The following is a 13,761-nucleotide window of genomic DNA, read 5'->3' as shown; positions in this document are numbered from 1 at the left end:
TGGTTTTGTGCTTAGGGCTTGGTTTGCAAGACACGGGCACGCCGGGGACTTGATTGAACCACGAAGGACGCGAAGAGCACGAAGGCGAAATGATCAGAGTACCAAACGGTTGACTTCATCGTTCAAGCTTCGTGTCCTTCGCGGCTCGCCAATTGCGGATGCCGCTGGCTCAGCAGTGCAACTTGAGTGAAAAAAGGGATGGCGACTTCGTGTTCGTGGCGAGCCATGTGGTGAGCACACGGTGGATGTGAGGGGGCAGGCCGGAGCCTGAGGGCAGTGCGTGACAAGGCGGGAGCCTTGTCACGAGTTCTTGATCGCTCCGAACCTATGTTGGTTGCTTATTGAGTTTTGGATGTTGGCTGTTCAACGATTGGCCTGACGTGGCTCGTGTATCTGGCATCGAGAAAAACGCTACTTTCGCGGAGCGAAAGGCGACTATGGGTGAGGAATGCCAAATTGTGAAGATGCAATGCAAAACAGCTCGGCCAATGTTGACCGAGCTGTTGTCATTTTCGATGCATCTCTGTTGCCGAACCTATTCGCCGGCGAACCGCCATGTCGGACGCGTTTCGGAGGTGACCGGTTGCTCCGTCATGTAGTTCCGCAACACTTCGATCGGAATGCAGTGCTCTTTCAGAACGGCATCGTGGAACTCGCGGTTGGTCATCTTGCCACCGACGACCAATTCCTTGTGCAGCTCTCGAAGCTGTAACCCGCCGAGCATATAAGCGGCTTGGTACAGCGGGCTATAGCCGCCCATGATCGAACGTCGCACTTCGGCGGTCGCGGCTGATCGTTCGTGACCAACGCGATCGACCAAGTAGTCGACGCATTCTTCCGGTGTCATCGTGCCGAGGTGATAGCTGAGTGAAAAGATGATGCGTGCGCAGCGGTGTTTGCGCCAGAACAGCATCCCGACTCGGTCTTCGACGCTTTGAGCAAAGTCGAGATCCCAAAGCAACATTTCCCAGTACAACGCCCAGCCTTCGATCCAGAACGGCGTCCGGAAGATCGAGCGATACGCGCGGTAGCGTGGCAACATGTAGTGTTGCAAATGGTGACCAGGGATCAACTCGTGGTGCACCGTTGCGCGAGCGAAGTGCTCGTTGTTGCTCCGCATGCTCATCAGTTTTTCGTCATGTGACATCTCGTTGGTCGGGAATGACACGATGATCATTGGACCGCCCAAAAAGTACGGGTTCACACGTTGCCGCTCTGGCGACATCATCGTCACGCGCCAGCCGTTTGCGGCCAGTGGTGGCACGGTGACGAGGTCATGTGATTCCAAAAATCGGATTGCTTCCCAAGCCAAGTCGTGGATCATCTTTGGCTGATCACCCGGCTGGACGTGCTTCGACTTGGTGTGTTCTAGCGCCGCTTTCCAGTCGTCGCCGAAACCAAGTTCCTTCGACGCGATCGCCATTTGCTCGTCGCACCATTTCATTTCGCGGTTCGCGAGCTCGATCAGTTCGGAGGGCGAATGGGCGATCCATTCGTGCTGGAGTTCGAGTTCCAAACCGTCGGCGCCGATTGGCAACCCGATGATTGTCTCGCGGTCTGAATCAGGCACACCCACCAAGCGGTCGCGAATTGCGGTACGGTGTGAAGTGAGTGCGTCCTGCAGTCGCTTCATCGGCTGTTCCGCCCACCAACTGTATTGTGGGTCATAGCCGTCGTAGAAACGATGGGCTTCGGACAAGCAATCTTTGAACTCGGAAATGAGCTCGGCCGCGCGCAAGCCTTGGAGACGATACTGAACGGTCGCTTCTGACGTGTCGCTTGGATCAGTCTTTTTGACGTCTTTGGCAAGCTGTTCGGCTGTTGCGGCGACAGTATCAAGTACTCCTGCGACTTGGACCGCATCGATCGGGGTGACCTCTTCACGATCGGAGCAAAACTTCAGCAGGTCTTTCCAATAGGGGAGAAGCTCTGCTGCGGCGTCGTCGCGTTTCCATTGCAGTTGACGATGAGCTTGTTGGTATTCGAGCTCCGACCGAAACAGCAGGTAGTCTGTTTTTTCCACCGCATCGAGTTCGTCAAAGTCAACTTCGCCTAACCGTTCCAGCCAGGATGCGATCGTTTGCTGGGTCAGCTTTCGGGCGTTCTGATCGAGTGGCAGGCGAAAGCGGCGCCGCAGCGTGTCGGTGTCAGAATCGTAGCGGATGATCCAAGTCCGGATTTCTTCGGCTCGAACCGAGTTGCTTCCGGCCGACCCGGCAAGCATGGCGACTACGATGGCAGCCACCATCGTTCGGAGACAGTTCAATTTCATCAAGGCGATCGGTGTTGATTGGATGAACGATCAATCGATCGGCGTCGCTGCGCGGCGCCCAGACCGAGAGACGCCTATAGGATGGTCCAATCGGCAGGGCAAAACCAGCGGAATGCGGCACCGCGGAAACGAGTGGGCGTGATTTGCACCACAAGAATCAAATACGTGTCTGGCTGGACCAATTGAAAAATCGCTTTCGGCCAACGATAGCGGGGGGCAGGCAAGTCTGGGTTGCCGTGGGGGTGGGCTGTTGGTTCCCGTCACACGCGCGATGATGCATGGCAACAGCGGCGTTGCCGAAACGCAACAGCGAGTCGCATCGGATGCTGATTTTACGAGTGATCTTGCACAAATGCGACGCTGGCACAGGCGGTGCTTTGGACCGAGTTGTCTGCCCAGGGACATCTCGATCTATGGAACCGCCAATGAACCGACTTGCTATTGCCGACCTCGCTGCAACCCTTGCCTGCCACGGTGACTCGATTGCGAAAAGCCAACGCCGAGTCTCGTCTGAAACGATCATGCAGTACTGGACTGCGTTCCGTACACGGCACCAAGAGTGGCACAAGGTGATGGCCGGCTATCGAACCGCAAAGAATTCTGGTGACTTTCCGACGTTGCATCAGTGGTGGGATGAAAACGAAGGCGTCTTGGACGACATCATTATTTCAGAGATGCTAACACGCGTCGTTGCGACGCTTGGCAGCGTTTGCGAATCGTCGCTGCTATTCGATTGCAACGAACGTTTAGCGGCGGTCACCCATGGCGTGTTCCACTCGCAAATTGAAGCCAGCTATCGTATCGGACAGATTTTGCTTGAAGCCACTGCGGCACCGTTGGCAATGATCGTTCGTTTGAACCGACTGAGGTTGGGTGTGGAACGCTGGGCCGATTGGCTGGTCGCTCGTGTGACCATCAACCCAGACCTGCCGATCGATTACTGTGTCAATCGCCAACGCGCTCAAGCGTTCCGCACTGAGCTCCGTGAGTGTGGTACCGAACGGCATCGCACGATGACAAGTTGGTTGATGATCGCGTCGATGCGAGAAATGCTTCAGCGTCGAGTGTCCTATGGCAATGGACTCGAAACAGAAAACTCGGGTGTGATCTCGTCCGCGTTGGCACTGTTTCGGCCGGATCTGTTCGATGACTATGGGATCCCGAAATCGCAGTGGCTGATGGGACTTGGAATCGAATGGCCAGGACCGAAAGCGCCCGCCCACCCGGTATTCGGAGTTTAGCGGCGGATGTGGGTTGGACACATCGAGTCCCATGTAGGCCGATATCACTCGCGAAGGGCAACGGGTTGGTAGCTCTCGAGTTCACCGAGATCCAACTTGTCGCGTAGATTGGCTTGCTTGGCAACAAGCTGATCGAAGAGCGACGTGAGGTTTTCTTGATGGCTCGGTGAACTGGCCAAGTCGTTCATCTCGAGCGGATCGTTTGCGATATCGTAGAGCCGAACCGTTTTAGCCGTCGGATAAACGATCAATTTGTATCGATCGGTCCGCACGCTGCGTTGGCGATCGAGGTACGCGCCATAGATCGCGTCGTACTGACTGGGCTCGCCATCCAGAAGCGGAAGTAGACTTTGGAATTGAACATGATCAGGGCGCGCGACGCCGGCAAGTTCAAGCGTCGTCGGCATCACGTCTTGCAGATAAATCGGCGCATCAATTCGTTTTCCAGGAGCGACACCGGGGCCGATCGCGATGAAGGGAACTCGAACGCTGTGGTCGTAGAGATTCTGTTTGCCCATCAGACCATGTTGCCCACATGCCAATCCGTGATCGGCGGTGAAGAAGATCCAGGTGTTGTCAGCTTTTCCCGATTGTTCGAGCGCTAACAAGATCCGCCCAATCATCGCGTCCATGTGCGTGATGATCGCGTAGTATTCTTGTCGGTTGGTTTGTACGGCGATTGGCGTTCGTGGGAATGGTGCGAGTCGTTCGTCACGCAGTTGTCGTCCCGCGCCCATCGCTTCGGCATAGGGATATTCGGGCAAAAAGTTTACTGGCAGCTTGATTTGATCGACCGGATACTTCGCGACATATTCGGCGGGTGACTGCCGCGGATCGTGCGGCGCGTTGAACGCCAAGTACATGAAGAACGGTTCGTCTCGTTGGCTCGCTTCGTCGATGAAGCCTTTCGAATGGTTGGCAACCACTTCGCTCCAGTGCGTTCCGCCTTCCCAAAAACCGCCAAACGCAGGGTCACTCGGTGACCAGGGATCCGAGACTTCGCCGGTGGTCGGATTAACTAGTGGCCGGTTGTAGCCGGTAGGCGTTTGCTTTGGCATTCCGCCGCGGACGTCACGGGCAACGTCAAAGGATTTCTCCGCGTTTGCGCGGCAATGCCATTTACCGGTCATGTAGGTTCGATAGCCGGCCGACTTCATCAACTCAGACCACCAGCGACCTTCGCGACGTTCTTGTTCGGCAGTTTGGTAACGGGAATGGGCGTCCCAAAGGAAGCGTCCCGAGTTCAGCATCATGCGACTGGAGACGCACACCGCACCGCTCCACGAACCCATGTTGTAGGCGTGCGTGAAAACGGTCCCACGTCGAACGAGTTTGTCCAAGTTCGGTGTCTGTACTTCGTCGTTGCCGAGTTCCGCGATCGTGTCAAAGCACTGATCGTCGGCAAAGATGAACACGATGTTGGGGCGTTCAGTCGACTCCGCATTTGCATGGGACGAATAGGCAAACTGAGTCAGCGATGCGGCGACGAGCAAGTACGCGCAACGAACGAGTCGATTAGTCGAAATGGGGTGATCGAATCGAATCATCGGCAGATCTCGTGGTTCTTGTGGTTTGGCTGATAAGCAAAGCTAGCGGAGCCAAGCAATTTAAACGACGCCGCATGCCGCGTCCAATTTGGCAGTTTTTGGTAGTGGATCTTGTTTAAGATCCGGAGCTTGGATGCGGTGCTGGATTGGGATTTTTAACAAAATCCACTACGTATTGGTGACCTTGTTCAAGAGCAGCTTCCGGGTAGTGGATCTTGTTAAAGATCCAGGAGTTGGATGCGATGCTGGATCGGGATTTTTAACAAAATCCACTACGCATGGTGGACCTTGTTAATGATCCGGGGTTTGGTTGAGTTGATGGCTTAGGGGTTTTTGACAAAATCCACTACGGGGCGGATTTGTTGTCGTTGGGGGAGGGAATGCGAAACAATCTCGTGTTGTCCGCCCTGAAAGCGTACGATAGGTGCCCAATCAAGAATGGCATTCAACTGTTTGCCGTACCAGTGACTCAACAACAGGCTGTAGGTGCAACTGAGTTCCCCATCAATTCCGTCCGTTACGCAGAGCATTTGACGACCCTCTGACCAGGAGCTGGACAATGAGTTTTCCGCAGACTTTGGCTCGTATGTTTTTTCCATCGTCGCTGTACGATGAAGTTTGCAATTCGTCCAAGCATTGGATGATTCAATGCACGCTCTGTGGGAAGGAACGATCCGTCTGGGACGCCGGTGGAATTCGTTGGCGTGCCGCCTCTATTGGAAAACGGATTCCTGCGCACTGTTCCCACTGCGATAAGCTGGTCGCCGCTCGCATTTACTACAAAGACGAAGTGGACGCGGAGACGGACGCATGATGAGCTCCACGGCCTTTTGCATCCAAGTATTCATTGTTTCCAGGGGCGCCTTGTTTGTTGGGAAGAAACGCTACTGTCGCGGAGCGATAGGCAGCTCTTAGTCGTATTGCGATCGAATAGTTACGCTGATAGTGTCACTATCGCTCGAGAACCAATCTTTTAGCACGGACGATTGAGATGGACCAGGAAGCAATGCGACGCTCAATTTTCGGCCCTATTGTAAGTTTTCTTGCGGTGATCGTTTTTATCGCGGGCTGCGGTCTGATCGCATTGCTTTATCAGTCTTCCGAGGTCTCTGGAACCGCATCGTTGCCCAACGGAGGCACCGCGGTGATCAACGGACCTTTCTCTTGTTCTGCGAATTCACCGTCGACTGAAATCGAAGCTGGCGGTCACTCGTTCGTGTTTTCCCCGACAACAATTTTTATCGATGGAGTGTCGGTTGCTCCACTGGATGCAACAGTGACGAGCGTCGAAATCGATTCGAGTTTTTGGACGGCAACTCTACGCGTCAACGGCAGCGAAGTGCCCATGAAGCGATGACGGTGTGAGTCGACCGTTGACTGACTTCAGCCGCGAAGAAAATGATCGCACATCAACGATCGCGGCGCATAAAAAAAAGGGGCCTCGGTAGGCCCCTTTCGCATCTCGTCAATCAAGCCAATCGCTCGCTACTAGATCGTTCTTACGAACTGTGGCGTGTAGCGAATCTTCCATCCAGCGTCGATGACGGCGGGAGCATCGACGTCCGAATTAGCCGGGCCTTCCAATTCCGATGGTTCCCCAGCGGATTCATCACTAGGGCTTGATGGCGACTTTGGTGCCGGCAGCACCGACTCGTAGCTTTTCAAACGCGTTTGTGGTTCACCATCGAATCCCTGAGCGGGCTTCAAACGCAGTTCAGGTTCCGAATCCGTTTCGGGTTGCATGATGGCTTGAGGAGCTTCGACAGTTTCTGGCTCGACACCAAGGGTACTGTAACCGCTCAGAATCGCTGGGCTGTAAGCGTCGTAGTACGTCAGCGGCACACGCTGCATGATTTGACGCGGAACGGTGACGGTTTCGGTGTAGGACTCCATCACTTCGCGGACAACTGGCTTTCGGACCGTTTGGGTGACGGCTTCGTATTCGGTGTAGCGTACGGTTTGTGGAACTTTGCGAGTGACATAGTTCACGCGGGTTTCTTGGACCGGAACTTTGCGGACACGTTCTTCGGTGACCCATTGCTGGGTCGTTACAGGAACTTTCCGGGTGTGGGTTTCCGTGACCGGACGCTGCACGATGTAGGGCACCTTACGGACCATGGTTGTGGGAACCATTCGGGTCGTTTGAACGGGAACCTTTTGGGTGATCACTTGGCTCTCCATCCGCGTCTGCTGGACGGGGACGTTTTGAGTGACCATTTCAGTCTGCATCCGCTGGACTTGAACAGGCACTTGGACCTGCTCCGTCACTGGCATGTACGACGTCCGCGCGACTTGCTGCTGGATGTAGTTGGGGCGATAGACGTACTGCGTTTGGGCAGTCGGTGGGGTGTAGGTCGGTGTAACGACGTTTCCGCCATGAACGCGGGCGAAAATGCCAAGTGGGCCTGGCGTCGCATACAGTGCGCGCTGGTACTTCAGCCCATACCCGTAGCTGCCTGGCGTGACGGTTGTCTGTGGAACGTATCCGCCCGCGTCGACCGTTTGATTTTCGATCGTGGTTTGCGGCCGCATCGTTGTGTACTGCTGCGTCGTCATTTGCGTTTCGGTGACGGGACGCTGGACCGCGTATTGTTGCTGGACGTATGCCGTCTCAGTCACTGGCCGCTGGACAGTGTACTGCTGCTGGTAGTACGACGTTTCGGTGACTGGTCGGAAGGTCGTGTATTGTTCTTCGCGTTCAGCCGTTTCGGACACGTACTTCGTTTCTTGGTACGTTTCATCGCGATAAGACGTCGTCGTGACCGGTTTCCAGACCGTGTAGCGTTCCTCGCGGTAGCTGGTTTCAACGGTGTTGACTGGCACCGTGACCTCGCGCATTTCCGTTCTCTCGCGGACCACAGGCCGATACGAAGTGACCTCTTCCGCGACCATTTCTGTACGCGTCACCGGTCGCATCCGAGTCACGGTTTGTTCTTCGTAGATCGTCGCCGGTCGCAGCCGATAGGCTTGCGGGAAGCAGTAATTCTGCGCCGATGCGGTAACAGCGGAAGAAGCGACCGAGGATGTGATTACAAGCTGTAGCAGTGTCTTCAAGCGAGGCATCGTGAGAATACCGTCGAGTAGTTTTCTTTGAATGGGTGTGAAAACGCGACCGAGTACGGATCCGCGCGTTCGTCTCTAAAAGGTACGCAGGACGTTAGCGAAAAGCGAAAGATTCGGCAGAAAAAACGGCTATTTGGGCACTTTGCACCGCGCCAGCTTTACCAGATTGCCTGATCCGTTGCCCAATTTGGTGGTCGCGATTTTGCCAATCACCAGACAGTTTGCCGAATGCGACAGCTTTTACGATTATGCAGCGTGCAATCTGCGGGCCAACTAGCACCAAAACGCTGCCTCCAAACTACTCCGAGTCATCGGGCAGCTTCGCATCGACGTCAATTCCTTCGCCATGGGCCGCGTCAAACGACTTTTCGATCTCGCGATAGTTCAGTTCCATCGCGTCGAGCTGCGATTTCAGCCGCTGTAGGTCTTTGCCGTTGTCAAGCGATTCGGACAGGATCGGCCGCAGCCATTCTTGCATCAGATGGAATTGGCCTTTGATCAAGTCAGCGAGGACGCGTGGGACTTTGTGCTGGACCAGGACACGCTGTTCGGGCGGCTCGGCGGTCGCTTGATGCTGGCTGATTTTTTCCAGCTGTTCGCCGGTTGAACGCAGCGTCATCGTGACTTGGTCAGCGGACGCGGCCAAGCTTTGACGGAGCAAGTCCAAACGTGCGTCCATTCGCTCTTCGGTGCCTTGATTGGTTGACGCAATCGCTTTGGAGATGACTTGGCGAATCGATTCGAGACCGTCACGCATCGAAGCGAGTTGCCGCATCAGCTGGCCGGCTTGGTCGTCGCTATCGAGACCCTGCATGCGGACGCTTTCGACAAAGGCGTATTTGATGCTGTCCCAGCGTTCCTGTTCGTCAGGTTTAAGAATCCCCATCAGTTCTTTGAACTTCAGCACGTTCGCTTCGTTGTCTGTTGTAAGCGTTTGTGCGTCTTGTTCGTACGTTGCGACGATCAGCGTTTGGAGTTCTTGCTCGTTCATTACCGCAGCGACTTTTTCGGCGATGCGATTCATGTTCCGGTAGCTACCTTGCAACTTGAACGGCGGCTCGGTGCGATAGGCGTCGGCTTGTGCAGCGCTGCGGATGTAAGCGCGGTTGACGCGTAAGACAACGTCACGGACACGGAGCAGCTTTCGCATGACTTCGAACATGTCGCGGACCTGATCGGACGACAGGTTACTTTGCAATTCGATGCCTTCGACGCTATCGCGTTCGGCCGCGCGGATGATCGCACGTGCGTCTTCGGGGGCAGCCGTCGAAAGCGGCGCGAGCGTCGAGTTGCTGGTCAGGCAGTTTTCCAGGTAGCTCATTTCGAACGCGTCAGCCGAATCGCCGATAATCTCGCCGAGGTTATAAACGTCGGCCCGGTTGGAAAGCATGTCGGGAACTTGGAACCGTTCGCCGCTTTCGGTGTAGGGGTTACCGGCCATGACCACGGCGACGCGTCGACCACGCAAGTCATACGTGCGTGTACGCCCGTTGCTGACGCCTTCGATCTTTCGCGTCGCATCGCATAGCGAGATGAACTTTTGCAGGAATTCTGGGTGCGTGTGCTGAATATCGTCGACGTACAACATCACGTTGTCGCCCATCTCGAGTGCCAAGTTCAGCCGCTCGACTTCTTCTTTGGCAGCAGCGTTGGGGGCTTCGGCGGGATCCAGCGAAGTGACTTGGTGTCCGATTGCCGGACCGTTGATTTTCATGAACACCAAACCCAAGCGGTTGGCGACGTATTCCATCAAGGTCGTTTTGCCGTAACCAGGCGGTGAAATCAGCAGCAGCAATCCCATGCGATCGGTGCGTTTGTTCTCGCCGGCGGCACCCATTTGCTTGGCAAGGTTGTCGCCGATCAGCGGCAAGTACACTTCGTCCAGCAATCGGTTGCGAACGAAGCTTGTCAGAACGCGCGGTTTGAATTCGTCCAGCCGCATGTCGTCGCGGGCGTCGTCGACCAATCGGCCTTTGGTGCGATTCAATTCCCGATAACGCGGCACGACATCATCGATGTAGCGGCGAACACGTCCGAGCATTTCGTGGTAGTGCACCACCAGCGATCCGCTGGCCAGATTGTCATGGCTACCGACGAGGCCGTCGACCGAAGTCGACACGGGGGCTTCGGTGATAGTTGCGTTTTGTGTTCCGCCGGAAAGGATCAGCCAAGCCAGTTCGTTGCGATAGAGCTTTGGCGGATCAATCGCGTTGTCCGCCGAAACGTTGGCGAGAAACGCATCGGCCCAGTTGCGGGCAAGCAGGAAGCTACGTTCGGCGTCCGCTTCGTTACTCTTGAGAGCCTTGGAAAGCAGTTTGTCGCGGTCGACTTCTGGGACCGATCCGCAGAACTGCTGCATCAGATCGCTCGCATGAGAGCTGATCGTTGGCGTTTTCGCAGAGTAAATCAATTGGTCGAACAGGTAAGCGGCGATCGCTTGAGAGCTCACACTCGTTCCAAACAATGCTTCCCAAGACGACTGATCCTCCGCGGCTAGTTCTGCTAGCCGAGATCGAAATTGTTCGGCAGGCTCGGCATTGGGGAACGCTTTGGCGAGGTTCGCAAAACCGCTGATCCAGTCGACCATGCTTTGCCGCGATTTTGTGTCGAGTCGCTTGTAGAACCAAAACAACGCGGCAGTGCGAACGTCAGGAGCGTGGGCAAGCAGTCCGATTTGTGAGTCCAGTTCGACGAGCGCTTTTAGGATCAATGCGCCGTCGTGATCGTGGACGCCCTTCGCATAGCCTTCTTCGAAGCGGCCGCCGATTTGGGATTGGATCCAGGACGCGGTGATGTCGTCGTGCGCTGGTAATGTGCCGCCGCTTCGTTTGATCGAGTCGAATAGGTTGACGGCTAGGAACTCGGACCGGTAGACGTGACGGTTCTCGCTGATCAGTTCCTGGTTCCAAAGGTCGCGTGCGGCTTCGAGTGCCGGATCGACCATCGCGCGAAAATACTGCGTGCCGGTCAAGTGCAAGCACATCGCGTCATCACGCAGCACGGTTGTCAAATCGAGCGGCTGAGTGTTGACAGCGAAACGCTGGTTGCCCAGGCGGATGATATCGCCACCGGCTTCGTAAAGGTCTTGTCGGTCCTTGAGTTGTCGGACTGAATCTTCGCGAATTGTTTTCAGTCGACTTTGCAAATCTTCAACGCGCACCGCGTCGTCAAGCTCTTGGAGCTGTTCGACGATGTCGCGAACTTTCTCGACCATCAAGTCGCCGGCGAAGTATGCGGCGATATCGTCCGATGATTCCATCGAGCGGACGCGATTGTCGATGCCTTTTAAGATTCGGTCGGCAGCAGAGGCCAACGACTCGGCCCGGCGATTGCGTTTTTCGACCAGTTGGATTTTTCGAGACTCAAACGCCGCGTAAACTTCTTCGCGGCGGACGGCGAGCTGTTCAATAAAGTCGTCGAACTCGGCAAATTTGCCTTCCAACTCTTCCAGCTGGACCATGACTTTGGTCAGGTATTCGTCGCATCGCTCGGGGCTGTCGCAGACATCCAGGTATCCGGAGGTGGTCTGTTCGAGCAGTTTGAGCTGTGACGCGAATTCGGCGCGTCCTTCGACGCTGACCAGCTCTTTGGTTCGCGTTTTCAGTGCGCTGCGGACACGGTTGACCGAGGCAAACACGTCACCGATCGCGTCGATGATTTCGGTCCGTTTGGTGGTGTCGTCGATGCGCAGATTGCTGACCGTTTCGGTAAGCATTTCGAGCTGCGCTGCGGCGGCATCGATCTCTTCGCCAAGTGCCTTGGACTCGACAACGGTACTGACGTCGGCAACGCGTTCCTTCGCGTCTTCGATTCGCTGGGTGTAGGGATCGAGAGCTCCTGGTGTCAGCAGAAAATCGATACAGCGACGGCTGATCCGATCGCTCCATTCGGCAGTGTCTTTTTCGAGTTGTTCGACGAGTGTTTCGTCGACGTAACGAAGCTCCTTCAGGCCAAGTGCATGGCCGCGCTGAGAGCGGAGGTTTGCCAACGCATCGACAAAGTGGTCGATCGAATCGAACCGAGCACGCTCGATCTTCTTGATCAATTCGTCGATCTCTGACTTGACCGTCGTCGTTCGATCGGTGGTTTGTTTGCGAACGCGGACAACCTTTTCGAATTCTTCGACCGCCGCTGATGCCGCTTCGCGGATTCTTTGGATCGGCTCGTTGAGCTGCTTCGTTTCTTCCTTGTCGATCCAAAAATAGCTATCCAGGATGTCGCTGGATTTCTTGTTTAGGTCAACGTACAAGCCTTCGTAGCTGTCGTCTTTGTCGATCAGTTGCAGTAGTTCGCTGCACTCGGCCATCCCACGGACGATTTCTTTGTTGCCGATTTTGAACAGCAGCGAATCGGTTTGATTTTCGGGGACGAAGTTTGGCCCGGTGAATGGTGTTTGCCAAATCTGGATCGCGTGATGTTTTTGAGCTTCTTCGTGAGTGCGGAAGCAAACCATTTCGCCACGTTCGAAAAACGTTTGGCCGTGGCAAACCAGTGGCGTGTCGACGGTTTGACGAATCAGGTTGTATCGGAGCTGGACGTAGGTGCCGGATTGCGTCGAGTAGAACAGGTACAGAAAATCTTCGCCATTGGACGATGCGATGGTCCGTTGGAACCGCATGTCACTCAAGCCCGTGTCAAATCGTTTGTATTCGCCGGTTTGCAGGTAGTACCCGCCGGGGAAGATCAAGCCCTGGTCGCCAGGCAACATCACGCAGGAAGCGGCGATCTCGTCAACACGGACGACTTGTTGGATCTTGCTGTTGTAAACTAGGTACCGAGTCGTGTCCTCTTGGTACGGTTTCATTTTCAAGAGGACGAGGTTGCCAAGAATCGCGTAATGGATTTCGGCGTCGTCTAGTTTTTGGTCCGAGTTATCGACGGGTTCCGCATAGATGCCTTCGCCGCTGCCGGTGTTGTTTTCGACTTTGATCGTCAGGTCGCCACCGACCGTTTCGACGAACACGATGTCATCGATCGAGATGTGTGGGTGTTCGCCATAACGATGTTGGTCACGTGTGGTGCGTGTCCAGCGGAATTCGTGTTGCGGCGGGTCTTTGACCTCGTGTTCGCTGCGGTTGTCGATGTACTCCAGCCCGTCTGTCGTCACACGCCATTTGAACGTCTTGATATCACGCTCGGTCTTGCCGACTTGGAAGACCATGTGCAGCATTGGGCCGACACGAAAGAAACGCGAAAATGACGTGCCTTTATAAAAGCGATAGAGTTCCGAAAAGTCGCTCTGGAATCGTGAATCGCTTAAGACGTCCAGCGGTTTTGAATGGAATTGGTTGTCGGAGAACTGGTACGCGGAGAAAACGTCGTCGAGACCGATTTCGGTTTTCAATCCGAATTGGACGTTGTAGCCGAACAGGAACTGATCGCCGACGGAGACCAGATCGCGAGGGATACAGTTGTGTTCGGTGGTGACGCGCTCGGTCGAAAGCAACTTGGTTTCGATGTTGCCGAACACTTCGGCGCGGGCGTCGTTCAGATTCGCCAGTCGTCCGCGAAGGTCGTTGGCGGCCTCACGCATCCGGTTCCGCAGGACTTCGTACGTGCCAGCGGCGAGTTGGGAGTCGGTCATCGTCGGGCTCCCTTTACCTGTTGAAAAGCGTGGAAGACGTTGGGGTCAAGTGCT

Annotated in this window: 7 protein-coding genes; 3 read left to right on the top strand and 4 right to left on the bottom strand. The window is 55.3% G+C overall.

What is annotated here, in order from left to right:
* Positions 1–535: 535 nt before the first annotated feature.
* Positions 536–2,272 carry a DUF885 family protein gene (locus CGZ80_RS08065; protein ID WP_094413162.1) on the bottom strand — a complete coding sequence of 579 codons (1,737 nt, stop codon included), beginning with the start codon at positions 2,270–2,272 and terminating at the stop codon, positions 536–538.
* Between the two features lie 425 nt (positions 2,273–2,697).
* Here CGZ80_RS08065 and CGZ80_RS08060 point away from each other — a divergent pair, with 425 nt between their 5' ends.
* Entirely contained in the window at positions 2,698–3,513 is an 816-nt protein-coding gene (locus CGZ80_RS08060) for a hypothetical protein (protein WP_143543797.1), read from the top strand.
* Between the two features lie 44 nt (positions 3,514–3,557).
* On the opposite strand, the gene CGZ80_RS08055 is transcribed toward CGZ80_RS08060, so the two are convergent.
* On the bottom strand, positions 3,558–5,060 hold the full coding sequence (locus CGZ80_RS08055) for a sulfatase-like hydrolase/transferase (RefSeq protein ID WP_094413158.1): 1,503 nt from the start codon (positions 5,058–5,060) through the stop codon (positions 3,558–3,560).
* A 559-nt stretch (positions 5,061–5,619) separates the two neighbouring features.
* Between CGZ80_RS08055 and CGZ80_RS08050 the strand changes: the two genes are divergently transcribed.
* The gene (locus CGZ80_RS08050; protein WP_094413156.1) at positions 5,620–5,874 is read left to right on the top strand and encodes a hypothetical protein; all 255 of its coding nucleotides are present in this window, start codon (positions 5,620–5,622) and stop codon (positions 5,872–5,874) included.
* Positions 5,875–6,066: 192 nt separating this feature from the next.
* A complete protein-coding gene (locus CGZ80_RS08045) occupies positions 6,067–6,417 on the top strand; it encodes a hypothetical protein (protein WP_143543796.1) in 351 nt (116 codons plus the stop codon).
* 131 nt (positions 6,418–6,548) lie between these two features.
* Here the strand turns inward: CGZ80_RS08045 and CGZ80_RS08040 are convergent, their stop codons facing one another.
* Both CGZ80_RS08040 and CGZ80_RS08035 read right to left on the bottom strand, forming a co-directional pair.
* On the bottom strand, positions 6,549–8,123 hold the full coding sequence (locus CGZ80_RS08040; RefSeq protein WP_094413151.1) for a hypothetical protein: 1,575 nt from the start codon (positions 8,121–8,123) through the stop codon (positions 6,549–6,551).
* Positions 8,124–8,421: 298 nt separating this feature from the next.
* Positions 8,422–13,707: a DNA repair ATPase gene (locus tag CGZ80_RS08035; RefSeq protein ID WP_094413149.1), complete on the bottom strand. Its 5,286-nt coding sequence runs from the start codon at positions 13,705–13,707 to the stop codon at positions 8,422–8,424.
* Between the last annotated feature and the right edge of the window lie 54 nt (positions 13,708–13,761).

The organism is Rhodopirellula sp. MGV (assembly GCF_002251265.1).
Lineage (GTDB): Bacteria > Planctomycetota > Planctomycetia > Pirellulales > Pirellulaceae > Stieleria > Stieleria baltica_A.
Note: the sequence above shows the minus strand (reverse complement) of the source record. Positions and strands in the feature narration are given on the sequence as shown.

Bases quoted from the DNA above. Each gene is read 5' to 3' on its own strand.
- CGZ80_RS08065 (WP_094413162.1), bottom strand. From the start codon at position 2,272: ATGAAATTGAACTGTCTCCGAACGATGGTGGCTGCCATCGTAGTCGCC.
- CGZ80_RS08060 (WP_143543797.1), top strand. From the start codon at position 2,698: ATGAACCGACTTGCTATTGCCGACCTCGCTGCAACCCTTGCCTGCCAC.
- CGZ80_RS08055 (WP_094413158.1), bottom strand. From the start codon at position 5,060: ATGATTCGATTCGATCACCCCATTTCGACTAATCGACTCGTTCGTTGC.
- CGZ80_RS08050 (WP_094413156.1), top strand. From the start codon at position 5,620: ATGAGTTTTCCGCAGACTTTGGCTCGTATGTTTTTTCCATCGTCGCTG.
- CGZ80_RS08045 (WP_143543796.1), top strand. From the start codon at position 6,067: ATGCGACGCTCAATTTTCGGCCCTATTGTAAGTTTTCTTGCGGTGATC.
- CGZ80_RS08040 (WP_094413151.1), bottom strand. From the start codon at position 8,123: ATGCCTCGCTTGAAGACACTGCTACAGCTTGTAATCACATCCTCGGTC.
- CGZ80_RS08035 (WP_094413149.1), bottom strand. From the start codon at position 13,707: ATGACCGACTCCCAACTCGCCGCTGGCACGTACGAAGTCCTGCGGAAC.